This is a genomic window from Cognatilysobacter lacus (genome assembly GCF_008274655.1).
Classification (GTDB): Bacteria; Pseudomonadota; Gammaproteobacteria; order Xanthomonadales; family Xanthomonadaceae; genus Cognatilysobacter; species Cognatilysobacter lacus.
This window is the reverse complement of sequence record NZ_VTRV01000006.1, coordinates 16,490-40,000: the sequence shown is the minus strand read 5'-3', so window position 1 is coordinate 40,000 and position 23,511 is coordinate 16,490. Positions and strand designations below refer to the sequence as shown.

27 protein-coding genes are annotated in these 23,511 nt (G+C 69.2%); 5 read left to right on the top strand and 22 right to left on the bottom strand.

Translation table 11 applies throughout. The annotated features are described in order from the left end of the window. The 13 genes from mgtE to FW784_RS01190 form a co-directional block, all read right to left on the bottom strand. Positions 1-1,357 (bottom strand): magnesium transporter (gene mgtE, locus FW784_RS01250; protein ID WP_149351539.1); only part of this gene is annotated, 1,357 nt, incomplete at its 3' end. A 182-nt stretch (positions 1,358-1,539) separates the two neighbouring features. Further along, positions 1,540-3,255: a phosphoenolpyruvate--protein phosphotransferase gene (gene ptsP / locus FW784_RS01245; RefSeq protein ID WP_149351538.1), complete on the bottom strand. Its 1,716-nt coding sequence runs from the start codon at positions 3,253-3,255 to the stop codon at positions 1,540-1,542. Between the two features lie 3 nt (positions 3,256-3,258). Beyond that, a complete protein-coding gene (locus FW784_RS01240) occupies positions 3,259-3,528 on the bottom strand; it encodes an HPr family phosphocarrier protein (protein ID WP_149351537.1) in 270 nt (89 codons plus the stop codon). Positions 3,529-3,630: 102 nt separating this feature from the next. Continuing rightward, positions 3,631-4,023 carry a PTS sugar transporter subunit IIA gene (locus FW784_RS01235; RefSeq protein ID WP_149351536.1) on the bottom strand — a complete coding sequence of 131 codons (393 nt, stop codon included), beginning with the start codon at positions 4,021-4,023 and terminating at the stop codon, positions 3,631-3,633. Between the two features lie 43 nt (positions 4,024-4,066). Beyond that, positions 4,067-4,945 (bottom strand): RNase adapter RapZ, encoded by an 879-nt coding sequence (rapZ, locus tag FW784_RS01230; protein ID WP_149351535.1) that lies wholly within the window; start codon positions 4,943-4,945, stop codon positions 4,067-4,069. Continuing rightward, the gene (gene hprK / locus FW784_RS01225) at positions 4,942-5,892 is read right to left on the bottom strand and encodes an HPr(Ser) kinase/phosphatase (RefSeq protein ID WP_149351534.1); all 951 of its coding nucleotides are present in this window, start codon (positions 5,890-5,892) and stop codon (positions 4,942-4,944) included. Before hprK ends, rapZ begins: the two co-directional genes overlap by 4 nt. A 112-nt stretch (positions 5,893-6,004) precedes the next feature. Next, positions 6,005-6,331: a ribosome hibernation-promoting factor, HPF/YfiA family gene (gene hpf / locus FW784_RS01220; protein WP_149351533.1), complete on the bottom strand. Its 327-nt coding sequence runs from the start codon at positions 6,329-6,331 to the stop codon at positions 6,005-6,007. Positions 6,332-6,430: 99 nt separating this feature from the next. After that, positions 6,431-7,831, bottom strand: a complete 1,401-nt coding sequence (locus FW784_RS01215; protein ID WP_149351532.1) for an RNA polymerase factor sigma-54 — start codon at positions 7,829-7,831, stop codon at positions 6,431-6,433. 72 nt (positions 7,832-7,903) lie between these two features. After that, complete coding sequence (lptB, locus tag FW784_RS01210; protein ID WP_149351531.1) at positions 7,904-8,623, bottom strand: LPS export ABC transporter ATP-binding protein; 720 nt, start codon at positions 8,621-8,623, stop codon at positions 7,904-7,906. Next, the gene (gene lptA, locus FW784_RS01205) at positions 8,623-9,129 is read right to left on the bottom strand and encodes a lipopolysaccharide transport periplasmic protein LptA (protein WP_268890870.1); all 507 of its coding nucleotides are present in this window, start codon (positions 9,127-9,129) and stop codon (positions 8,623-8,625) included. The genes lptB and lptA overlap by 1 nt, the downstream gene beginning before the upstream one ends. Then, complete coding sequence (gene lptC, locus FW784_RS01200) at positions 9,116-9,673, bottom strand: LPS export ABC transporter periplasmic protein LptC (protein WP_149351529.1); 558 nt, start codon at positions 9,671-9,673, stop codon at positions 9,116-9,118. Before lptC ends, lptA begins: the two co-directional genes overlap by 14 nt. Continuing rightward, entirely contained in the window at positions 9,670-10,242 is a 573-nt protein-coding gene (locus FW784_RS01195) for a KdsC family phosphatase (protein ID WP_149351528.1), read from the bottom strand. The genes lptC and FW784_RS01195 overlap by 4 nt, the downstream gene beginning before the upstream one ends. 13 nt (positions 10,243-10,255) lie before the next feature. After that, entirely contained in the window at positions 10,256-11,254 is a 999-nt protein-coding gene (locus FW784_RS01190; RefSeq protein ID WP_149351527.1) for a KpsF/GutQ family sugar-phosphate isomerase, read from the bottom strand. Positions 11,255-11,348: 94 nt separating this feature from the next. Here FW784_RS01190 and FW784_RS01185 point away from each other — a divergent pair, with 94 nt between their 5' ends. Both FW784_RS01185 and murA read left to right on the top strand, forming a co-directional pair. Next, positions 11,349-11,588, top strand: a complete 240-nt coding sequence (locus tag FW784_RS01185) for a BolA family protein (protein WP_149351526.1) — start codon at positions 11,349-11,351, stop codon at positions 11,586-11,588. Positions 11,589-11,617: 29 nt separating this feature from the next. Further along, a complete protein-coding gene (murA, locus tag FW784_RS01180) occupies positions 11,618-12,874 on the top strand; it encodes a UDP-N-acetylglucosamine 1-carboxyvinyltransferase (protein ID WP_149351525.1) in 1,257 nt (418 codons plus the stop codon). A 66-nt stretch (positions 12,875-12,940) separates the two neighbouring features. On the opposite strand, the gene FW784_RS01175 is transcribed toward murA, so the two are convergent. The 4 genes from FW784_RS01175 to purM are packed head-to-tail and all read right to left on the bottom strand — an operon-like array spanning position 12,941 to position 16,036. Beyond that, complete coding sequence (locus FW784_RS01175) at positions 12,941-13,612, bottom strand: DUF3108 domain-containing protein (protein WP_149351524.1); 672 nt, start codon at positions 13,610-13,612, stop codon at positions 12,941-12,943. Further along, entirely contained in the window at positions 13,609-14,316 is a 708-nt protein-coding gene (locus FW784_RS01170; protein WP_187770615.1) for a DUF3108 domain-containing protein, read from the bottom strand. The genes FW784_RS01175 and FW784_RS01170 overlap by 4 nt, the downstream gene beginning before the upstream one ends. 2 nt (positions 14,317-14,318) lie before the next feature. Further along, complete coding sequence (purN, locus tag FW784_RS01165) at positions 14,319-14,990, bottom strand: phosphoribosylglycinamide formyltransferase (RefSeq protein ID WP_149351522.1); 672 nt, start codon at positions 14,988-14,990, stop codon at positions 14,319-14,321. Next, complete coding sequence (gene purM / locus FW784_RS01160; RefSeq protein WP_235893526.1) at positions 14,990-16,036, bottom strand: phosphoribosylformylglycinamidine cyclo-ligase; 1,047 nt, start codon at positions 16,034-16,036, stop codon at positions 14,990-14,992. The genes purN and purM overlap by 1 nt, the downstream gene beginning before the upstream one ends. A gap of 18 nt (positions 16,037-16,054) precedes the next feature. Between purM and FW784_RS01155 the strand changes: the two genes are divergently transcribed. The 3 genes from FW784_RS01155 to hda are packed head-to-tail and all read left to right on the top strand — an operon-like array spanning position 16,055 to position 19,097. Beyond that, on the top strand, positions 16,055-17,242 hold the full coding sequence (locus FW784_RS01155) for a DUF2066 domain-containing protein (protein WP_235893525.1): 1,188 nt from the start codon (positions 16,055-16,057) through the stop codon (positions 17,240-17,242). After that, positions 17,242-18,375: an AI-2E family transporter gene (locus FW784_RS01150; RefSeq protein WP_149351520.1), complete on the top strand. Its 1,134-nt coding sequence runs from the start codon at positions 17,242-17,244 to the stop codon at positions 18,373-18,375. Before FW784_RS01155 ends, FW784_RS01150 begins: the two co-directional genes overlap by 1 nt. Next, a complete protein-coding gene (gene hda, locus FW784_RS01145) occupies positions 18,375-19,097 on the top strand; it encodes a DnaA regulatory inactivator Hda (protein ID WP_149351519.1) in 723 nt (240 codons plus the stop codon). The genes FW784_RS01150 and hda overlap by 1 nt, the downstream gene beginning before the upstream one ends. A 69-nt stretch (positions 19,098-19,166) precedes the next feature. Here hda and murU read toward each other — a convergent pair whose 3' ends face one another. The 5 genes from murU to cysK form a co-directional block, all read right to left on the bottom strand. Next, positions 19,167-19,874 carry an N-acetylmuramate alpha-1-phosphate uridylyltransferase MurU gene (murU, locus tag FW784_RS01140; RefSeq protein ID WP_149351518.1) on the bottom strand — a complete coding sequence of 236 codons (708 nt, stop codon included), beginning with the start codon at positions 19,872-19,874 and terminating at the stop codon, positions 19,167-19,169. Next, complete coding sequence (locus FW784_RS01135) at positions 19,871-20,884, bottom strand: aminoglycoside phosphotransferase family protein (protein ID WP_149351517.1); 1,014 nt, start codon at positions 20,882-20,884, stop codon at positions 19,871-19,873. The genes murU and FW784_RS01135 overlap by 4 nt, the downstream gene beginning before the upstream one ends. A 69-nt stretch (positions 20,885-20,953) precedes the next feature. After that, on the bottom strand, positions 20,954-21,598 hold the full coding sequence (locus FW784_RS01130) for a helix-turn-helix transcriptional regulator (RefSeq protein ID WP_149351516.1): 645 nt from the start codon (positions 21,596-21,598) through the stop codon (positions 20,954-20,956). Then, on the bottom strand, positions 21,598-22,239 hold the full coding sequence (locus tag FW784_RS01125) for a hypothetical protein (RefSeq protein ID WP_149351515.1): 642 nt from the start codon (positions 22,237-22,239) through the stop codon (positions 21,598-21,600). The genes FW784_RS01130 and FW784_RS01125 overlap by 1 nt, the downstream gene beginning before the upstream one ends. A 134-nt stretch (positions 22,240-22,373) precedes the next feature. Beyond that, a complete protein-coding gene (gene cysK / locus FW784_RS01120; RefSeq protein ID WP_149351514.1) occupies positions 22,374-23,348 on the bottom strand; it encodes a cysteine synthase A in 975 nt (324 codons plus the stop codon). Positions 23,349-23,511: the final 163 nt, after the last annotated feature.

Here is a 23,511-nt window from a genome sequence, read left to right as displayed (position 1 = left end):
TGAGCAGGAAAAGCGTCGCCAGTCCCAGGAACGCAAAGAAGCCCATCACGTCGGTGACGGTGGTCAGGAAAATGCTGCTGGCCAGCGCCGGGTCGAAGCCGAGGCGGCGCAGGCTCAGCGGAATCAGTACGCCGGCGATCGCTGCCGCCAGCTGGTTGATAAGCAGCGCGGCCGCAATCACCGCGGTCAGCCCCCAACTGCCGAAGCGCAGTTGCACCACGATCGCCAGGATCAGCCCGAGCCCAAGGCCCGTCAGCAGAGCGACCTTGAACTCTTTCCAGAGCAGCGCGAGATAGTTCGAGAAGCTCACCTGTCCCAGCGCCAGCCCCCGCACCATCAGCGCCAGCACCTGCGTACCCGCATTGCCGCCCATGCCCGCGACGATCGGCATCAGCACCGCGAGCGCGACGATCTGCTGGATCGTGCCTTCGAACTGGCCCACCACGTATGACGCAAGAAACGCGGTCGCGAGGTTGATCGTCAGCCACAGCAGGCGCCGGCGCGTGGCGCGGGGTACCGGGCTGAAGAGATCCTCGTCCTCGTCGAGACCCGCCGCAGACAGCGCCTGGTGCTCGGCCTGCTCGCGGATGATGTCGACGACGTCGTCGATGGTGATGCGGCCGAGCAGGATGTTGCCGCCGTCCACCACCGGCGCGCTCACCCAGTCGTGGTCGGAGAACTGGCGCGCGACTTCCGCAGCGGTCTCGCCGACGTAGATGCCGTCCTGCTCGTCGTCGACGAGTCGATTGATCGGCGTCGACGGCTCCTTCGTCAGCAGGTCGGCCAGCGCGATGCGGCCCTGGTACTGGTGGCGCCGGCTGACGACGTAGAGATGGTCGGTATGTTCCGGCAGTTCGCCACGCAGGCGCAGGTAGCGCAGCACCACTTCGATGGTGGTGTCGCCGCGCACGGTCACCACGTCCGGGTTCATCAGGCGGCCGGCCGTGTCCTCCGGATAGGACAGCACCTGCTCGAGCCGCTCGCGGTTCTCGCGGTCCATCGACAGGAGCACCTGCTCGATGACGGCATCGGGCAGGTCCTCGACGAGGTCGGCGAGGTCGTCGATGTCGAGGTCCTCGACCGCGGCGACGATCTCGTCCGGATCCATCTCGGCGAGCAGGCCTTCACGCACCTCGTCGCCGACGTGGACGAGCACCTCGCCGTCGTCCTCGGCATCGACCAGGCCCCAGACGACCGTGCGCTTCGCCGGCGGCAGGGATTCGAGGAGGTTGCCGATCTCGGCGGCCGACAGCGTGTTGACGAGGCGGCGGACCGGACCCAGCCGCCCGCTGTCGAGCGCGTCCGACAGCAGCCTGAGCTGCCGCGCGGTCTTCTCGTGGCGGACGGATTCGGCCATGCGCGCGTTCCGGCGGGGACCGTGAGGTCCGTGGGCGAGGGCGCACCGCCGGCGAAATTCGCCGCCACATGCGACCGGGGATCAGAGGTTCATGGCGGCATTATCGCCGCTGCGCCCCGCGATGCACAGCCACGCACACCGCGGTTTCGAGGGGTCGACGGCGCGAGCGTCGACCGTGCGGATCAGCCGGCGGCTTCCGACAGCCAGCGCTCGATGGAGTCGCGGTCGCGCGCGCGAAGCAGCGCCGGGCGGCGCGCCTGCAGCGCGGCGAAGTCGCAATCGCGGATGCGGCGTCGAACCTCGAGCATCGTGCCGGGGTGCAGGCTGAAGTCGGTGAGTCCAAGCGCGAGCAGCAAGGGCGCGTACTCCGGCGCGGCGGCCATCTCGCCGCAGACCGCGATCGGCCGCGCATGGCGCTGCGCCAGCATGAACGTATCGCGCAGCACGCGGATCACGGCCGGATGCAGCGGCGTGTACAGGCGGCCCAGGCCTTCGTGGTTGCGGTCGACGGCGAGCAGGTACTGCACGAGGTCGTTGGTGCCGACCGACAGGAAGTCGACCTCGCGGATGAAGGACGGCAGCGCAAGCGCGGCGGCCGGCACTTCGATCATCACGCCCAGCGGGACCTCACCTATCGGCTGGCCCTCGGCGCGCAACGCGGCGGCGACCCGCGCGAGTTCGCGTCGCACCTCGCGCACTTCCTCGGCGCCGGTCACCATCGGCACCAGCAGCCGCACGCGTCCGTAAGCCGATGCACGCAGCACGGCGCGCAGCTGCGTTTCGAACAGCGCGCGGCGCGCGAGCGAAAGGCGCACTCCGCGCAGGCCGAGCGCGGGGTTCGGTTCGTCGCGCAAGGTCAGGCCGGTGCGGTCCGTCTTGTCGGCGCCCACGTCCAGCGTGCGGATCGTCACCGGTTGCCCGCTCATGCCCATCACTGCGTCGCGGTAGGCGCGGAACTGCTCGTCCTCGTCGGGCAGTTCATGGCGCTGCAGAAACAGGAATTCGGTGCGGTACAGGCCGATCCCGGCGGCGCCCAGCGAATGGGCTTCGGCCACGTCCTCGCGCGACTCGGCGTTGGCGAACAGCCGGATGTCGACGCCGTCGAGCGTGCACGTGGGCTCGCGGCGAAGGCGCGCAAGTTGGCGCTTCTCGCGCAGATGGCCGCGCTCGCGCGCCTGGTAATCGCGGAGATCCTGCGGGCCGGGTTCGACCACGATGCGCCCGGTGCCGCCGTCGACGATCAGCGCGTCGCCGTCGTTGATGCGGTCGAGCGCGGCTTCGCAGTCGACCACCAGCGGCATGTGCAGGCTGCGCGCGAGGATCGCGGTATGTCCAAGCGGACTGCCGCCCGTGGTAACGAGACCGATCACGCCCTGTGCCTGCAGTTGCGCCATCTCGGCGGGCGCGACGCTTTCGGCGACCAGGATTTCGCCCGCGAAGCCGCGCAGTTCGCAGTCGCGCCGGTGCAGGGCGGCGTGGATGCGGCCGATGACCTGGTCGATGTCCTCGACTCGGCTCTTGAAATACGGGTCATCCATCGCCTCGAACACGCCCGCGAGCCGGTCGCGCTGCACGCGCAAGGCGTAGTCGGCGGTGAAACGGCGCACGCGCACGAGTTCATCCAGGCCATGCAGCAACTCGGGGTCGTCGAGCATCAGCGCGTGCAGATCGAGGAACTCACCGACCTCCTGCGCCAGCGCGCCGTGCAGGCGCGCGCGCAACTCGTGCATTTCCGCCCGCACGACGTCGATCGCGACGTGCAGCCGCGCGAGTTCGGACGACACGTCCTCCGCGGCGATGTGCTGCTCGGCGATCTGCAGCGCATGCGGAAGGCGCACGCGCGCACGGCCGAGCACCGTGCCGCGCGACCCGCCCTGCCCGGTGAGCGCTTGTCGCATTCGTCAGCTGCCCTCGTCGAAGCCGCGTTCGAACAGCGCCTGCACGGCGTCGGCGGCGGCCTGCTCGTCCTCGCCCTCGGCACGCAGGCGCACGTGGGTGCCCTGTCCAGCGGCGAGCAGCATCACGCCCATGATGCTCTTCGCATTCACCTCGCGACCCTTGGCGATCAGCGTGCAGTGGCTTCGGAACTGCGACAGCAGCTGCACGAGCTTCGCGGTGGCGCGCGCGTGCAGCCCGAGGCGATTGGAGACGGTGAGGTCACGTTCGATCATGGCGATGCGCAGCCGAAGTTGGCGGGGGACGTGGCGACACGTGTGCACGCCCGCGCGGCTTGCGCGATGGCCGCATCGGCGTGCGTGGCGGGGGCGGCTTCGCTAGACATCGTCGGCATGCACGCCGTTACGGCCGCCGGCGATCGCGACCGCGGCCAGTTCGTCGAGGCCGAGCTCGGCGTAGTTGAGCACGCGCAGCAGCATGGGCAGGTTCACCGCCGAGACGCGACGCACCGGCGTGCCCAGCTGCGCCAGCCGCGACGCGATGTTGGCGGGACTGGCGCCGTAGAGGTCGGTCAGCACCAGGACGCCGTCGCCGGCGTCGACACGTCGCAGCGCCGCGCTTGCGAGCGGCAGCAAGGAGTCCGGTTCCGCGTCGAAAGGCACTTCGAACACGTCGATTCGCAGCGGCGCAGGCATGAGCAGCCGCTCGGCGACGCGATTGATCGCGCTGCCGATGCCTTCATGCGTGACGAGGAGGATGCCGACGGCCATGCCTCGACGTTAGCAGAGGCGGATGACCGTTCGGAAGCAGCGGTCAGTCGAGTTCGCGGTGGTGCACGGCGACTTCGCGCCAGCCCAGCTCGCGGGCGTGCTCCGCCATGCGCTCGGCGAGGAACACGGACCGATGGCGGCCGCCCGAACAGCCAAACGCCACGGTCGCATAGCTGCGCGTGCTGTCCGATTGCAGGCGCGGCAGCCAGGTGTCGAGGAACGCACCGATCTGCGTGTAGAAGGCCTCGACGTCGGGTTGCGCGAGGAGATAGGCGCGCACGTCCGCATCGCGACCGGAAAGCGGCCGCAACGACGGGATCCAGTGCGGGTTCGGCAACGCGCGCGCATCGAATACGAAGTCGGCGCCCGCGGGCACGCCCCGGCGATAGGCGAACGATTCGAACAGCAACGACATGCCGTTCTCGCTGCCGAGTCCGAACTCCGTCGTGACGTGCCGGCGCAACTGGTGCACGTTCATCTCGCTGGTATCCACGACCGCGTCGGCGAGCTGGCGAAGCGGATGCAGCACCTGCCGCTCCAGCGCGATGGCTTCGGGCAACGAGGGCGCCAGCCGGCTCAGTGGATGCCGACGGCGCGTGTCCGCATAGCGCTTGATCAGCACGGCGTCGTCGGCGTCGAAGAACACCAGCTGCGGGTCGAAACCGAGCCCGCCGACGGCCGCGAGCGCCTGCGGCACGCGATGGAGTTCGTCATGGCGGTTGCGCACGTCGATGCCGACCGCGACCTTCGCCGGGCCGCCGCCGTCCGCGCCGGTAATGTCGGCGACGAGCGCAGGCAGCAGCATCGCAGGCAGGTTGTCGACGCAGTAGAAGCCGAGGTCCTCGAACGTGTTGAGCGCGACCGACTTGCCGGAACCGGACATGCCACTGACGAGCACCAGGGTCGCGACCTGCGTGTTCACGGTTCGCCCCTCTCGAGGAAATGGCTGTGTCGCGCGAGGAATGCGGCCGCCGGGTCGACGCCCTTCGCGCGCAGGATGTGCGTGCGCGTCGCGGCTTCGGTCAATACGGCAAGGTTGCGGCCGGCGATGACGGGCAGGGTGATCATCGGGACATCGAGGTCCAGCACGCGGCGCACGCCGAGGTCGCCCGTAATGCGCTCGAAGCCGCCAGGTACGGGCTGCGATGTCGGTTGGGTGAGATGCACGATCAGCCGAAGATACTTGTTCCGCTTGACCGCCGTGTCGCCGAACATCTGGCGGATGTTGAGCACGCCCAGGCCGCGGACTTCCAGCATGTCCTGCAGCAGGTCGGGGCAGGTGCCATCCAGCACATCGGGCGCGATCTGCGTGAACTCGGGCGCGTCGTCCGCGACCAGCCGATGGCCGCGCGTCACGAGTTCAAGCGCGAGTTCGCTCTTGCCGGCGCCCGCGTCGCCGGTGATCAGCACGCCGATCGAATAGATCTCCATGAACACACCGTGCAGCGTTGCCCGCGGCGCGAGCCGGCGCGCAAGGTGGTACTGCAGGTGGTTGAGCAGTTCATGGCCGCGTCGCGGCGAGACCCACAGCGGCGTTTCGGTTTCTTCGGCTGCAAGGCGCAGGTCTTCCGGGCACGGCTGGTTCTTGCTGATCACGAGCGCGAGCGGCCGGAACTGCATGATCTTCTCGATCGTCTCCCAGCGAAGGCGGGAGTCGAGGCCGTCCAGCCAGGCCAGTTCCTCGGTGCCGAGGATCTGCACGCGGTTGGGATAGATGATGTTGAGGTAGCCGGCCAGCGATGGCCGCCTCGCTACCGTGTCGCCGGATTCCAGCACCCGTTCGGCGCCGGGTCGGCCGGCGGCCCAGCGCAGGGCGAGCCGTTCGGCGTGATGCTCGAAGAGTTCAAGCGCGCTGACAACGCCGGTCATGCGATGCCACCACGCGAAGCGACGACGTGCCGGAGCACGCCGTCGCCGTCGAGCGAAATCCCGATCCGACCGATGCCTTCGCGATTGAGCGGGTCGGCGGGGGGCATGGGCCTCAGGCGTGCTCGCCGATGCGTGCGAGGCTCTCGCCACGGTGGTGGTCGGCGCGCTTTTCCTTGTGCTTCAGCAGCGCGCGATCGAGCTTGTCCGCGAGCACGTCGATCGCGGCGTAGACGTCGCGTCCGTCGGCATCGGCATGCACCCTGCGGCCCGCGAGGATGATCGTCGCCTCGGCCCACTGCCGCGCCTTTTCCACTGCCAGGACGGTGCGAATTTCGAACGGTTGCTCGAAATGTCGCGCGAGTCGCTCGAACCGCGTCGCGACGTAATCGCGAAGGGCCGGGGTGACGTCGATGTGCTGGCCGTGGATGTCGATGCGCATGGGCAACTCCTGACTGTCGGCAGAGGCGGCGCTTGGCCGCGACCCCAGCATCGCACTTTCGACGGGCGCTGGAATGACGTCCGTCAAACACTGCGAACCTCAGGCCATGCGCACGCGGTCCTGCGACGATGCGATTCCCAGGGCTTCGCGGTATTTTGCCACCGTCCGCCGCGCCACCGGCACGCCCGAGCCCTGCAGCAACTCAGCCAGACGAGCGTCCGACAACGGCTTCCGGGGGTTCTCGGCGGCCACCAGCTGCCGGATCATCGACTGCACGGCGCCGCTGGAGGTCTCCTCGGCCGTGCCATTGCCCACGCTGGAGGCGAAGAACGACCGTAGCGGCAGGGTGCCGCGTGGCGTGCGTGCGTACTTGCGCGCGATCGCGCGCGAAATCGTCGACTCGTGAAGGCCGAGCTCGGATGCGACCTCGCGCAGCGTCAGCGGCCGCAGCGCGCCGTCGCCGAACTCGAGGAAGCCGGCCTGTCGCTGCACCAGGCATGTCGCCACGCGCAGGAGCGTCTCACCGCGCGCTTCGACGTTGCGCAACAGCCAGCGCGCTTCCTGCAGATGGGTTCGCAGGTACGTGGCGTCGGCGCTCGAGGTATGTGGAATGAGCGATTCGTAGCCGCGATTGATGCGCAGACGGGGGCGTCCGTGCTCGGCGAGGGCGACGCGCCACTTGCCGTGCTGCCGCCACATCACCACGTCCGGGGTCACGTAGCTTTCCGGCGCGACTTCACCGAGACGCGCACCCGGTCGCGGATCCAGAGAAAGCAGCAGAGCGACAGCGCGCTCGACCGCGTCGAGCGGCGCCGCGATCTCGCGCGCGAGGCCCTCGACGCCGAGCCGCGGCAGGCGCTCGAGGTGTTCGCAGGCGATCCGGGTGGCGAGCGCGCGGTCCGATTCCGGGCCTTCGTGCGCAGTCAGCTGCACGCACAGTGCTTCCGACAGCGAACGCGCGCCTACACCCACCGGATCGAAGCGCTGCACCGCGTGCAGCACCGTGAGCATTTCCTCGGTGGCCGGGATGGGCGGGTCGAGCGTCGCCGCGATCGTTTCGAGCGATTCGCGGAGATAGCCGTCCTCGGAGATCGCCTCGATGAGCGCGACGCCGATCATGCGGTCGCGCGGCGACAGGCAGCTCAGGTGCAATTGCCAGAGCAGGTGGTCGTGCAGCGTTTCCGGGTCGGCGACCTGGTCGGCGAGGCTGCCGATTTCGCTGTCGCCGCCGTGGCTGCCGCTTGCGCTTTCGGCCCAGCCGTCGAGCTCGGCGTCACTCCATGCTTCCGCGGGCGCTTCGGCATCGGCGCCGACCACTGCCGCATCGGCCGGCGCGGTCACGTCGCCGTCGTCCCACTCGAGCAGCGGATTGCTCTCCACCGCTTCGCTCAGTTCGGCGTCGAGCTCGACCGACGACAGCTGCAGCAGGCGGATCGCCTGGCGCAACTGCGGCGTCATGACGAGGTGCTGCCCGAGCGTGGCCTGGAGGCGGGGTTTCATCAAGCTGCAAGTTACACGTCGTACGTGACACGCGTCAGCGCTGCTGGGCGCCGCCGGTCGGGCGTAACGGCATTACAGCCGGAAGGTCTCGCCCAGGTAAACGCGGCGAACGTCGGGGTTGGCGAGGATTGCGTCGGGCGCGCCCTGGGCAAGCACCGATCCCTCGTTGAGGATGTAGGCGCGATCACAGATGCCGAGCGTTTCGCGAACGTTGTGGTCGGTGATCAGCACGCCGATGCCGCGTTCGGTGAGATGACGCACGATCTTCTGGATCTCGCCGACGGAAATGGGGTCGACGCCCGCGAACGGTTCGTCGAGCAGCATCAGCCGCGGGCGGGCCGCCAGCGCACGGGCGATCTCCACGCGCCGGCGCTCGCCGCCGGACAGGCTGGCACCGATCTGGTCGGCCACGTGCGAGACCTGCAACTCTTCCATCAGCTCGCCGAGTTCGGCTTCGCGGCCCTTTCGGTCGAGGTCGCCGCGCAGCTCCAGCACCAGCCGGATGTTGTCCGCCACGCTCAGGCGACGGAATACCGACGGTTCCTGGGGCAGGTATCCGACGCCGTGCTTGGCACGGGCGTGCATCGGCTGCGTGGTGATGTCCTTGCCGTCGAGCAGGATCTGGCCGGCATCGGCGGGCACCAGCCCAACGATCATGTAGAAACACGTGGTCTTGCCAGCGCCGTTGGGGCCGAGCAGGCCGACGACTTCGCCGGCGTCCAGGCTCAGGCCGAAATCACGCACCACCTCGCGCGACTTGTATCGCTTGCGCAACCCTTCCGCTCGCAACATCAGGGCGTGCCCGCGTTCTTGGGCATGATGCGCATCTTCACGCGGCCGCCGCCGGCGGCGCCGCCGCTGGCCACCTGGCCGGACTTCATGTTGTAGGTGACCCGGTCGCCACTTAGATTTCCGCGCGGCTGCTGGAGATTGACGCCGCCGGTGAAGACGACAATCTCCGTACGAAGGTCGTAATCGACGCGCGCCGACGTAGCGTTCATGGGCGTCCCGTCGTCGAGCTGTTCGGTCAGCCGCACCGGGCGCCCCGACAGAACCGCGCGCGACGGGTTACCGCCAGCCCGGGATATCTCGGCGCGATCGGCCTGGATCATGAGACTGCCCTGGCGAATGGTGACGTTTCCAGTGAACACGGTCACCCCATTGTCATTGAGAGACGTGTCGAAACTGGCGCCCTCCACGTCCATGGGCTGCCGGCGATCCGACGAACGCGCGTAGGCCGTTGCACTGCTGCAAAGCAAGAGCACGCCTGCAATGATCGCTGATCTACTTTGGGACATAGCGTGCCTTTGCATCCTTCATGGATACGCGTTGGAGGTCCAGCCTCGCTTCCATCGCGTGTCCGTTGAGTATAAGTCCCGGCTGCTTGACGCTGACCTGGACAGCCGAGGTCGCGCGGTTCGCATGCGGGAAGACATTCAGTTGCTGCGTGTCCATGCGGACGGACTGGCCATCGGCATCGACGCTGGTGGCGACGACGTCGCCGCGCAGCCGTATTTCATCGCCGGCGGCGGACACCCAGCCGGTCTTCGAGCGCACGTCCCAGGGCGCACCGTTGCCGCCGTCCCGGGCTGGAATCAGGAACACCGGCGTGACGACGGCGAGCGTGCGCACCGCCGGATCACGCGTGAGCTTGGGCGCATGCAGCGTGAACGCTTCCTTGCCCTGCGCATCGAGCGACACGAGCTCGAAGTCATAGAGCGTGTAATCCGAACGCCCCTGCTCGAGCGAGTTGTCCAGCGCCGCGCGCTCGCGCCACAAGGCGCCGCCGATGATGATCGCGGCGATGACGAGCATCGCGCTCAGCGCGAGGCGCCAGTTCATGCGCGTGCTCCGAGTGCGACGGGCCGCGGGGCCAGCAGCTCGTCGATGAGTGCATCGACGCGACCCTGCGCCTCGAGGATGAAATCGCAGAAGGCGCGTGCAGCGCCGTGGCCACCGGCCTGCTCGGCCCGCCACGCCGCGCGGCGCGCTACCCACGGGTGCGCGTCGGCCGGGCATGCGGAAACCGCCACGTGCTGCATGACCTTGAGGTCCGGCAGGTCGTCGCCCATGAAGGCCACCTGCGCAAGCTCGAAGCCGAGCTCGCGCGCAAGTTCTTCGACGCACTGCATCTTGTCGCCGATTCCGCTGCACGCGCGCACACCGAGTTCCGCGGCGCGGCGCTGGACGATCGGGCTGGTGCGCGCCGTCACGAACGCGACTTCGATGCCCGCGCGACGCAGCAGCACGAGGCCCTGGCCGTCATGGACATGGAACGCCTTCGACTCGCCGCCCTCGGCGTCGTACACGAGGCGACCGTCGGTAAGCGTGCCGTCGACATCGAAGCAGGCCAGGCGCACGCGGCGGGCGCGCTCGTGCAGGTCGGCGGGAGTGGGGGTCTGGGTCGTCATCGTGATCGGGCGGTTAAACCACCCGTGCTCGCAACAGGTCGTGAATGTTGAGCGCGCCGACCACGCGGCCATCGCGGTCGACGACCAGCAAACCGTTGATCTTGTGCTGCTCCATCACGTGCGCGGCCTCCACGGCGAGCATGTCGGCGCCGATGGTGCGTGGCCGTCGCGTCATCACCTGCGCGATGGGCGTGTTGCGCATGTCGAGCGCGGCGTCGTCCAGGGTGCGGCGCAGGTCGCCGTCGGTAAACACGCCGAGCAGCTGGCGGTCGGGGCCCGCGATGGCGGTCAGGCCCAAGCGCTTCTCGCTCATCTCGACCAACGCCTCGCTGACCGACGCGTCGGGGGCGACCACGGGCAGCGCGTCGCCCGCGTGCATCACGTCGGCGATATGCAGCAGCAGGCGGCGGCCCAGTGCGCCGGCCGGGTGTGAGCGCGCGAAGTCGTCGGCAGTGAAGCCGCGCGCCTCGAGCAGGGCGACCGCCAGCGCATCGCCCATGGCGAGCGATGCGGTGGTGCTGGAGGTCGGGGCGAGATGCAGGGGGCAGGCCTCGGCAGGCACCGACACATCGAGGTGCACGTCGGCCTCGCGCGCCATCGTCGACGACGGCCGGCCGGTCATGGTGATCACGCGGTTGCCCTGGCGCTTGAGCACCGGCATCAGCGTGAGGATCTCGTCGCTCTCGCCGGAGTAGGAAAGGGCAAGCACGACGTCCGCGTCGGTGATCATGCCGAGGTCGCCGTGCGCGGCTTCACCGGGATGCACGAAGAACGAGGGCGTGCCGGTGGACGCGAGCGTCGCGGCGATCTTGCGCGCGACGTGGCCGGACTTGCCCATGCCGATGCAGACCACGCGGCCGCGCGCCTCCAGCATGAGCCCGCAGGCGTCCGCGAAGGCACCGTCGAGCCGCGCGGATACCGCGGCGAGCGCGTCCGCCTCGATCGCGAACACACGGCGGCCGCTGGCGGGGAAGTCGATGGGGGCCGGGGCCGTCGTGCCGTGTTCCGCCATTTCGGACGGGGGTCCTTTCCGCTACGCTGATCGGCCCAGTTTAAGCGCTCCGGCCGTTTCCCGCCGGCAGACGCCATCGGACACAGGTGACGCCGTGAATCCCCAGACCATCCGCGAGCTCATCGAGCAGGGCCTGCCGGGCGCGCGCGCCGACGTGCAGGGCGACGACGGCGTGCACTTCGAAGCCACCGTGGTCAGCGATGCGTTCCGCGGCAAACTGCCCCTTGCGCGCCATCGGCTCGTGTACGCGACGCTGGGCACCCGCATGGGCGGCGAGATCCACGCGTTGCAGCTGAAGACCCTGACGCCCGAGGAATCGGGCGCCGCCGGCTGACGCCGGCTCACACCTCTCCGGTCCCCAACATGCAGAAGATCGTTGTCGAAGGCGGCGCGCCGCTGAACGGCGAAGTGCGTATTTCCGGCGCAAAGAACGCCGTACTGCCGATCCTGTGCGCAACGCTGCTGGCCGACGGCCCGGTGACGCTGCGCAACGTGCCGCGCCTGCACGACGTTCACACCACCACGCGGCTGCTCGCCGAGCTGGGCGCGCGCGTCGGCGACGCGGGCCCCGGGGTGGTCACGGTCGATCCGACCACCGTCAACAGCCATGTCGCGCCCTACGAGCTGGTCAAGACCATGCGCGCCTCCGTGCTGGTACTCGGCCCCTTACTGGCGAAGTACGGCCACGCGGAGGTCTCGCTGCCCGGTGGCTGCGCGATCGGCTCGCGTCCGGTCGACCTCCACATCAAGGGCCTGCAGGCGCTGGGAGCGCAGATTTCGGTCGAGAACGGCTTCATCAAGGCGCGCGCGCAGAAGCTGCGCGGGGCGCGCCACGTGTTCGACATCGTGAGCGTCGGCGCCACCGAGAACCTGCTGATGGCCGCGACGCTCGCCGAAGGGCGCACGCTGATCGAGAACGCGGCGATGGAGCCGGAGATCGTCGACCTCGCCGAATGCCTGCGCGCGATGGGCGCCAACATCAGCGGCGACGGCACCGGACGCATCGTCGTCGACGGCGTGGAACGACTGCACGCGTGCGAGCACTCGGTGATCGCCGACCGCATCGAGGCCGGCACGTTCCTCGTCGCCGCCGCGATGACGGGTGGCCGCGTGACGCTGACGCATGCCCGGCCGGACACGATGGACGCGGTGCTCGACAAGCTCAAGGACACCGGCGCGCAGCTCGAATGCGACGGCGACCGCATCACGCTCGACATGCAGGGGCGGCGCCCGCGCTCGGTGAACATCACCACGATGCCGCATCCCGGTTTCCCCACCGACATGCAGGCGCAGTTCATGGCGCTCAACTGCGTGGCCGACGGCGTGGCGGTGATCAACGAAACGATCTTCGAAAACCGATTCATGCACGTCAACGAGCTGCTGCGACTGGGCGCGGACATCCATATCGACGGCCACACGGCAGTGGTTCGCGGCGTTTCGCGACTGAGCGGCGCGCCGGTGATGGCAACGGACCTGCGCGCTTCGGCGTCGCTCATCCTCGCCGGACTCGTGGCGGATGGCACGACGACGATCGATCGTATCTACCACCTCGATCGCGGCTACGAGAACATCGAACAGAAGCTGTCGGGGCTGGGCGCCCGGATCTCGCGCACGGGTTGACCGTCGGTCGCGCCGCAAAGAAAAAAGCCCCGCATCGCGGGGCTTTCTTCTATCGGGCGGCTGGGCTTACTGCGCGATGCGCAGGTCGATCGTGTCGCCGTCGTTGACCTGCATGATGCGCACCGGCACCGGCACGCCCGGCACGACCCAGAGCGTGGTCTTCTTGTCGCCGGACGTGCTGACGACCTTCGTGGCCTGTTGCGACTTGCCGTTCACCATGATCGCTTCCTTGCCGGCGATGGCATACGTCAGGTCGCGCGCCTTGCCGTTTTCGACCATGTGGTAGCGCAGCGGCTTGCCGGCGATGGCGTCACGCGCGATCGCGACGTTGACGAGCAAAGCGTCGAGATCGCCGCGCTGCAGCTTCACCGGGCCGGCTCGGTCGGGCTTGACGTCGCCCGACCACGTCGCGACGCCGCGCGACCAGTCGTAGTTGGCTTTCTTGTTCGACTTCTTGATCAGCAGCTTGTTGCTGTCGGTGCCGGAAAGTGGGCGCAGCACGCCGCCCTCCTCGTCGAACACCGTGGTCTGCACGAGGTCGGCGAGCTGGTTTCGAATTTCGAGGGTGTAGCGCCACTGGCCGGCTCCCGCGGGTTCGATGGCGATGCGACCGGTTGCCTTCATGCCCATGTAGTTCGCCAGGTACGGCGCGCTGAACGGCTGCGCGGCGAAGGCGGGGGCTCCGGCGAGGGCGAGCGAGGCGGCAAGCACGGCGCCGCGGAGGAACGTCTTCGTCATTTGGTCAGGCTCCCTTTGTATTCGGTGAGGCGGAGGTCGTAGGTGTCCTCGCCGTTTTCACGCTGCAGGATGCGGATCGGCGTCGGAACGCCTTCCGCGACCCATATGGATGTCTGCTCGCTGCCCGCCTGCACCCGGTCGACGCGCAACGCGCTGTAGTGCAATTCGCCGACGCTCATGTCCTCCGGCGCCGCCGCAACCAGATACTGCTGCGTGCGCGCGCGCCCGCTGTCCACGTACCGGTAATGCAGCGAAGCCCCCGGTTGCGCATCCCGGATCACCGCGAGATTGATCAGCAGCCCGCTCATGTCGCCGGGCTGCAGGTCGACGGGTGCCCGCCGGGTCTTCTTCACATCCCCGGTCCATGTGGCCTTGCGAGCGTTCCAATCGTAGACACCCGTTGTCTGCCGGCGCGTGAACAGCAGTTTGCGAAGCGTGCTTTGGCTGATCGGGCGGTAGGCGCCGTTCACCTCGTCGAACACGGTGCTCTGCTGCGCATTCAGGCCTGCCAGGCCGATCAGCCCCTTGCCATCCATGACGAGATCGACGCGCCAGCGGCCGCCGTCGGGCACGACCGACAGCGTTGCGACGCCGAGCGCGCGGCCGCCCCGGTACACGTCGTAGCTCGCGCGGAACGGCTCGACCGCGCGCGCGGCTGTCGCCGTCAGCAGCAGGGCGAGCGCGCAACACAGCGCGGTGAACACTTTCATCCGGGCAATTCCGCGAGATCGGTACCAGCGAGCTGAAGCGGCCGTGACAGCGGCTGTCCGTCGACCATTACCGATGACCCGTCGAGACGGACGCGACGCGCCGCGAACAGCTGCAGGGCCGACACCAGCAACGGATGCTCGCGGTCGAGCACGCGCGCCGCGAGCGAGGCCGTGTCGTCGGAGGGCACCACGGCGACGCGGGCCTGCGCGAGCACCGGGCCCCCGTCGAGTTCGGCGGTGACGAAATGAACGCTCGCGCCATGCTCGAGAGCGCCCGAAGCGAGTGCCTGTTCGTGCGTCCGAAGGCCCTTGAACAGCGGCAGCAGCGAGGGATGGATGTTGATCATGCGGCCGTGCCATGCCTCGACCTGGGCGGCGCCCAGCAGGCGCATGTATCCGGCACAGACGATGATGTCCGGCTGAACGCGTGCGATCGCATCGAACAGGGCGGCATCGAAATCGGCGCGATCGGTGAACTCCGCGGGGCGCAGCGCGACGGCGGGGACGCCGACCCTGCGGGCGCGTTCGATCGCGCCGGATGCGGGCCGGTCGGAGAACACGCCGACGACTTCGGCATCCAGCACGCCGTCGCCGATGGCGTCCAGGATCGCCTGGAGATTGCTGCCGCGGCCGGAGGCGAGGACCGCCAGCCGCAGGGGGCCGGCCATCAGCCGATCCGGACGCGCTCGGCGTCGGCCGGCACCACCCGGCCGATCGCACGGTGGGCCAGGCCGAGTCGCTCGAGGTCCGCAGACACGGCCGCGACCTCATCCGGCGCTACCACCAGCACGAAGCCGACGCCGCAGTTGAACGTGCGCCACATCTCCGCGTCCGCAACGGCGCCTTCGCGCTGCAGCCAGTCGAACACCGGCGGCAGGACGATGGCGCTGGCCTCGATTTCGAGTCCCAGCCCCGCGGGAACCACCCGAATGATGTTTTCGGTGAGGCCGCCGCCCGTGATGTGCGCCATCGCGTGCAGGTCGTGCCGGGACAGCAGCTCGAGCACCGGCTTGACGTAGAGCGCGGTCGGCGCCATGAGCGCATCGACCAGGCTGACGCCGCCGAGATCGAGATGTGCGGGGCTGCCGGCGCGCTCGTAGATGCGGCGAACCAGCGAGTAACCGTTCGAATGGGGGCCGCTGGACGCGATGCCGAGCAGTACGTCGCCTTCGCGCACCTTCGAGCCGTCGACGATCTCCGACTTCTCGACGCCCGCCACGCAGAAGCCCGCCAGGTCGTATTCGCCCGGGCCGTACATGTCGGGCATCTCCGCCGTTTCGCCGCCGATCAGCGCGCAGCCCGAGAGCTCGCAGCCGCGCGCGATGCCGCCGACCACGGCCGCGGCGGTGTCCACGTCCAGCTTGCCGGTGGCGAAATAGTCGAGGAAGAAGAGCGGCTCGGCGCCCTGCACCAGCACGTCGTTCACGCACATGGCGACCAGGTCGATGCCGATGGTGTCGTGCCGGCCCAGCTGCTGGGCGAGCTTGAGCTTGGTGCCGACACCATCGGTCCCGGAGACCAGTACCGGTTCCCGGTACTTGCCGGAGAGGTTGAACAGCGCGCCGAAGCCACCCAGGCCGCCCATGACCTCGGGCCGGAACGAACGCTTGACCAGGGGCTTGATGCGCTCGACCAGCTCGTTGCCCGCGTCGATGTCGACGCCGGCCTCGCGGTAGGTGAGCGGGGCGCGGTCGGGGGCGTTCGACTGGGACACTGCGGTCTCGGCGGTCGTGTGAAGAGCCCCGGATTCTACCAGCGCGTGCCGCGGCAGCCCGCCGGCGTGGACGGCCCGGCGGCGCTGCGGCACCATGTCCGGCCAGTCCACGACCTTTGGCCGGCGATGGCGCGCGCATACCGGATCTTCCTCGCCTTTCTTCTCCTCGCCTCCAGCACGGCCGTGCTGGCGCAACGCGTGGAGGGGTCCCGGGCATCCGCGTCCGGCCCCTACTCGGCGGAGGTGGTCGTCAACAACCAGGGCGACGCCCAGCGCAACTCGGGCTTCGCCCGCGGGCTGCTGCAGGTGCTCACGCGCGTCACGGGCGACCGCGCCGTCAACCAGAAGCCGGGCGTCGGCGACGAACTGCGCCGTGCGCGCGAATACGTCGGGCACTACGACTACCGCCAGGACGAGGGCATCGGCCCGACGGGCGCGCCCACCTACAACACGACGCTCGTCGTGCAGTTCGACGCGAAGAAGGTCGACGACATCATCGCCACGCTCGGCCTGCAGTCATGGCCGACGCCCCGGCCCAAGCCTGTGCTCTGGCTCGCGATCGACGACGGTTCGGGCAATGGTCCGCGCCTGGTCGGCGTCGACAAGAGTGCGGCGGCGCGCCCGGTGCTCGATCGCGCGAAGCAGCGCGGCTATGCCCTCGGCCTGCCTGCGGGCAATGCGGCCGAGCAGGCCCTGGTGGGTTCGATCTGGCGTGGCGACGTCGGCGCGATCGGGCGTGCGTCGGCAAAGTACGCGCCGCCGATGCAGCTGATCGGCAAGCTCTATCGCACCGTGGCCGGCGGCTGGCAGGCGGAATGGACGTTCCTGGACAACGGCAGGCAGCTGGCGAAATCCGCGACCTATGACCGCGATGCGCGCCGCACGATGGCCGGCGGTGCGGACATCGCGGCCGACGCGCTGATCCGCAAGTACGCCAGGCCCGGCAAGACGATCGGACCGCCCGGCAAGTACGTGGTGACGATCACCGGCATCAACAGCACCGACGACTTCATCCGCCTCGCGGCCTATCTCGAGCGCCTCGCGGTGGTGAAGCGCTCGACCGTGCTGCGCGCGACGCCCGACGGCCTGACCTACGAGCTCGAACTCGTGAGCGGCGTTTCCGGCTTCTCGAAGGCGGTCGCGAAGGACGGCGTTCTGGAGCAGGCGGGCGAGGACGAATCGTCCACCACCTTCCACCTGCGCTGATGCAAGACACCGCGCCGCTCGAGGACATCGCGCTATTCCTGCGCCGCCTGCAATGGGCGGCGGTGGTTGCGCTGGCCGGCTGGCTGCTGTGGGTGCTGGCGCCAGTGCTGACGCCGTTCGCCGTGGCCGCGTTGCTCGGCTGGCTGGGCGATCCCGTCGTACACCGCCTGGAGCAGCGCGGACACGGCCGCAGTGCGTCGGTCGCCGCCGTGTTCGTCGTCATGACGCTGGTCGTGCTGTTGGTCCTGCTGTTGCTGGTGCCCGCGATCGAGCGCCAGATCGTGGTGCTGCTGCAGTCGCTCCCGGGCTACCGCGACTGGTTCATCGGCACTGCGGTGCCGTGGATCGAAACCCGCACCGGATTCCAGCTCCATGCATGGCTGGACATCGACCGCCTGACGCTGCTTGCACGCACGCACTGGCAACGCGCCGGTGGGCTCGCCGCGACGATGCTGGGCTACCTGTCGCGTTCGGGGTTCGCGCTGATCGGGCTGCTCGCGAACGTCGTCCTGCTGCCTGTGCTGACGTTCTTCTTCCTGCGCGACTGGGATCTGCTGGTCGAGCGCGCCGCGTCGCTGGTGCCACGCGCGCATCTACCGGTCGTCTCGCGACTGGCAAAGGAAGCGAGCGACGTGCTCGCCGCGTTCCTGCGTGGCCAGTTCCTGGTGATGCTGATCCTCGGCGTGATGTACGGCGCCGGCCTGTGGCTCGTGGGGCTCGATCTCGGAATCCTGATCGGCCTCACGTCCGGCCTGCTGACCTTCGTGCCGTACCTGGGCCCGACCAGCGGGATCGTGCTCGGCCTGATTGCGGCGTTGATGCAGTTCGGCGACTGGCAGCATGTCGCCGGCGTGTTGGCGGTGTTCGGCGTCGGGCAGGTGATCGAGAGTTACGTGCTGACGCCGAAGCTCGTCGGCAACCGGATCGGGCTGCACCCCATGGCGGTGATCTTCGCCGTGCTTGCCGGCGGCCAGCTGTTCGGTTTCCTCGGGATGCTGCTCGCGCTGCCGGTGGCTGCGGTGTCGAACGTGCTGCTGCGCTATGCGCACGAGCGGTATCGCGAGAGCCACATGTATGCCGGCGATGCGCCGCTGATCGTGACGGACTCCGGCGCCAGCCACGGGCCGCCGTGATGTCCGGCGGCCGGCACGTGCCGCAGCTGCCCTTGGCGCTGCGGTATCCGCCCGACCAGCGGCTGGAAACGTTCGTAGGCGCGCCGGAGGGCGCGATCGCGCTGCTCGCGTCGAGCGCAACCGTCGCGGCGTCCGACTGGCTCTACGTCAGCGGCCTGGCGGGCTCGGGCAAGACGCACCTGCTGCTCGGTGCATGCACGCAGGCGCTGGAGGCCGGGCGTCGCCCCGCCTACCTCTCGGTGATGGGTCTCGCAGGCCGCGTTGCGGACGCCGTGCAGGCGCTCGAAGGCATGGACCTCGTCGCCATCGACGACCTGGACGCGATCGCCGGCAATCGCGCTGACGAAGTGGCGCTGTTCGACTTCCACAATCGTGCGCGGGCCGGCGGCGCGAACGTGATCTACGCGGGGACTGCGCGACCCGATGCGCTCGAACTGGCGCTACCGGACCTGCGCTCGCGGCTCGGTCAGTGCGTCGGCCTTGCGCTGCAACCGCTCGACGACGATTCGCGGCGGGAGGTGCTGCGTCAGCGCGCGCAACGGCGCGGGCTGGCCATCGACGAAGCCGCGCTCGACTGGCTCTTGCGCCGCGTGGGTCGCGACCTGGGAAGCCTTGCGCAGCTCTTCGACCGGCTCGACCGCGAGGCGCTCGCCGCGCAGCGCAGGCTCAGCGTGCCGTTCCTGCGTGACGTGCTCGGTCACGGCGCGGAGCGGCCCGATTGATGGCTGCTGTGCGTCGATAACCCGGTATTCCGCTCATTCGTCGCGCCAGTAGTGCTCCGCGTCGGCGCGTCAGCTGTCACGCAACTCGAGGTCGAGTGCCGCGAGCCGCTGCGGGGTGCCGACATCGGTCCACTTGCCTGCGTGGTGCTCGCCCGACACTGCATCGCCGCGCATGGCGGCGCGCAACAGGGGAGCTAGCTTGAACCGCGGCGGCGTTGCGTCCACGCCCGCGACACTGCCGACGATCGCGCGCCACTCATCGAACAGCGCAGGCCGATAGACCCCGATGCCGGAGAAGGTCAGCCGCGTCGCTCCTTCGCTGCGCACGCGCGTGCCTTCCAGCGCGAAATCGCCCGCACCGTTGTGGGCCGGGTTGTCGACGAGCACCAGGTGCGCAAGACCTTCGGGTTCGCGCGGCAGGCGCGCGAAGTCGTAGTCGCTCCAGATGTCGCCATTGACCGCAATGAACGGCTGCCCGTCGGGCGACAGCGAACCGAGCGCGTTCCACATGCCGCCGCCGGTCTCCAGGGGCACATCGCCTTCCTGGATGTAGTGCAGCCGCAGCCCCCAGCGCGAGCCGTCGCCCAGCGCTTCGGGAAACTTCGACGCGAGCCAGCTGGTGTTGAGAACGACGTCGTCGACGCCGATCGCGGCCAGCTTTTCCAGATGCCATGCGATCAGCGACTTGCCGCCCGCCTCCAGCAGCGGTTTGGGCGTCGTGAGCGTGAGCGGGCGCATACGTTCGCCGAGGCCCGCCGCCAGGACGAGCGCCCTCATGCGTCGACGCGCGGGAAGGAGGGACGCACGCGACGCTCGATCAGGCGTGCGAGCGGCGCGAGCCCCGGATAGCGCGGCAGCACCGCATCGATATAGGCGACGAAGCGGGCCGCGTCTTCGAGGTATTTCGGCTTGCCGTCGCGATGGTTCAGCCGCGCGAAGATGCCAAGCACCTTGAGGTGGCGCTGCACGCCGATCAGTTCGGCGTCGCGCAGGAAGCGCTCCAGCGATGGCACGGGAAGCGCTGCGATCAACGCACGCTCGTGGTAGCGCGTGAGCCATCGAAGCACCGAGGCCTCCTGCCAGCTCAGGAAGGCATCCTTGAACAGGCTGAGCGCGTCGTAGGCGATCGGGCCGACGACCGCATCCTGGAAGTCGAGGACGGCCGGGCCGTCGCCGTCGTCGGTCGGCATCAGGTTGCGCGGCATGAAGTCGCGATGCACCAATACGCGCGGCTGCGCGAGTGCAGCGTCGATGAGGAAGCGATACGCGGCGTCCAGGTCCTCGAGGTCGTCGCGGTCGAGTTCGATGCGGAGGTGCTGCGTGAGGAACCATTCGTCGAACAGGCGAAGTTCGCGCGCGAGCAAGGCCTCGTCATAGGCGGGCAGGTTGGACGGCGGCGCGATCGACTGCAGGCGCAGCAACTGGGTCACCGCGGCCTCGAACAGCTCGTCGGCGTTGGTGTCGGTGATTACGTGCAGGTAGGTCTGCGCGCCGAGGTCTTCGAGCAGCAGGAAACCGGTGTCGACATCCCGCGCCAGGACGCGCGGAACGCGAACGCCGCCTGCTTCGAGCACGTCGCGCATGGCAAGCCACGGGCGCACGTCCTCCTTGTCGGGCGGGGAGTCCATGACGATGCGCGTCGGCGATTCACCGACGGTGCGCCAGTAGCTGCGAAAGCCCGCGTCCGCCGAGGCGGCGACGAGGGTGATGTCGGGGTTGCCGGTGGCCGAGCGGGCCCAGTCGAGGCGCGCGGTTTCGCGCAGGTCGGGGGTGTTGCCGAGATCCATCGTTGCTCCCCGCGGCGACGGCCGCGAGGCGACAGGGTAGCCGGGTGGCGCGAAGGCGCAATCGCGGTGTCAGCGTTGCGGTGGCGGCGAGTGCCCGATCAGGAAGCGGCAGACGTGGCCGCCGCGGACGATGCATTCGGCGTGCTGGATGCGGCGGCCACTGGCGGCCTCGAGGAAGGCGATGTCGAAGCGGCAGACGTCGGCGTTCTCGCGCGCGATCGCGTGGAAGACGCAGTTGAACGCCTCCACCTGTGCCTGCCCGCCGCGCAGGGTGGGCACGGCTTCGTAGCCTGCGCGCTGCAGGCGATCAGCCAGCGCATCGGCGATCTCGGCGTCGGGCCGCGCCGGATCGATCGGATCGGCGCGGCCCAGTGCACCGCCGAGGTCGGTGAGCAGATCCTTGGTCGCGTTGCTGCCCAGGCGGTCGGAAACCGCCTCGAGCAGTGCGCCCGCGATGAGCCCGTAGTTGCGCGGAAACCGTTCCTGCCCCGCGACGGTAAGCCTGTACCGCGACTGTGGACGCCCGCCCGTGGCTCGGGCAGGCGCGTGTTCGACCAGGCCCGCGGCGAGGGCGGCGGTGAGGTGCTGCCTCACCGCGTTGTGGCTGATGCGAAGGGCGCCGCAGAGCGATTCCACGTCGGCGCCCTGCGGCCCGCCGCGCAGGAGGTGGCGCAGCAGGGCCTGGCGCGTGCCGCCTGGCTGCGCCGTCGACATCAGGTCGCCTTTGCCGGGAACTGCTTGGCGATGGCGCCGGCGAGCGCATCGGCGATCGTGTCCATGTGCTTCTGCATTGCCGACCAGGTGACCGCTTCGCCCGCGCCGTCGTTCTTCATGACCTGGTCGATCTGGGCGACGTGGTGGCCGCCATGCGCGGCCAGCAGGCCGAACACCGCATCGTTCGGCAGGTACGGATTCGCGCCCGACAGGAACGCCGCGATGGCTTTCGCGTTTTCGGTGAGATCGGCGATCGCACGCGTGCGGCCGGCGGCGTCGCCTGCGCGGCTGGCATCGGTGATGTGCTTGACCGCGCCCCAATGGCCCGCGAGCAGTTGCTGCATCTGGCGGCGGGCGCCGTCACCGTAGAAGCCGCCCACTGCGGCTGCGATCTGCTTCGCGTTGGCGACGACCGCGGCGTCCGCCTTCTTCGACGCCTTCGCATTGCCCGCGTGGACCGCGAACGCGTACTCGCGGGCGTGGACGACATGGCCGTGCCACAGCGCCCGGAGCGCGGCGTGCAGGTGAGGTGCGGTCACGTTCGCGGCAGCAGCGGCGGCGGCCGGTGCGGGCATGTGCTGTGCAAACGCCGCCGGCGCGGCGAGGGCGAGTGTGATTGCGAGGACCAGGGAGCTCTTCATGGCGGGAATCCCGAGATGTCGCAGCTGCGACGGGCCGCCAGTAGCGCGCCCGCCGCCCGGATTGTCCATGTATCCATGTGTAAAGCAATGTCGGCTGCGGATGGTTTCGCAGAAAGCCCCGCCGGCGCGCGGGCTCAGGGCAGGTTGGTGTCACCCAGCGACTGCAGCCAATCGTCGTCGGAACCCTCCGGGACGCCTTCGAACAGCAGGGTCGAGAGGTAGCGCTCGCCGGTGTCGGGCAGCATCGCAAGGATCACCGCGCCCTCCGCCGCCGACTCGGCCACGCGGAGCGCCGCTGCCGCCGTGGCTCCCGCGGAAATGCCGACGAAGATGCCTTCCTCCGTGGCGAGGCGACGCGCCGTGTCGCGGGCCAGGAGGTCGTCGACCTTGAGGATGTCGTCCGCGACCGACGCATCGAGCACCTCGGGGATGAAGTCGGGCGTCCAGCCCTGGATCTTGTGTGGCTGCCACGTCTCGCCGGCCAGCAGCGCGGCCCCGGCGGGCTCCGCCGCGATCACCTTGACCTCCGGCCGCGCGAGTTTCAGCACCTGGCCGACGCCGGTGAGGGTGCCGCCCGTGCCCCAGCCGGTGACGAAGAAATCCAGTCGACGCCCGGCGAAATCGCGCAGGATTTCGGGGCCGGTCGTGCTGCGATGGAAGGCCGGGTTGGCCTCGTTCTCGAACTGGCGCGCCAGGAACCAGCCGTGCTTGTCGGCCAGCTCCTTCGCGCGACGCACCATGCCCGTGCCGCGCTCGGCCGCCGGCGTCAGGATCACGCGCGCCCCGTAGGCCCGCATCAGCTTGCGGCGCTCGACCGAGAACGAATCCGACATCACCGCGACGAACTTGTAGCCGCGCGCGGCCGCGACCATGGCGAACGCGATGCCGGTGTTGCCCGACGTGGCCTCGACGATGGTGTCGCCGGGCTTGAGCTGACCGCGCTTTTCCGCGTCGAGCACGATCGCCAACGCGAGGCGATCCTTCACCGAGCCGCCCGGATTGAACGATTCGACCTTCGCATAGAGCGTGACGCCCTTCGGCGCCAGCCGGTGGAGACGGACGATCGGTGTCGAGCCGATGGTGTCGAGGATGCTGTCGAAGAGGGCCATGGCGGGGGAGTCGTTGGGGGACGGGCTAGGGTGCAGTGCCATCGCCCGCGATGGCGCACCGTTGATCGAACGCTGCGGACGCACGGATCGGACGCAGGCCGTCTCTAAACGCAACCGGGGTGCGCAAGCGACCGCTGCGGATCGGAAACGACAAGCCGCCATA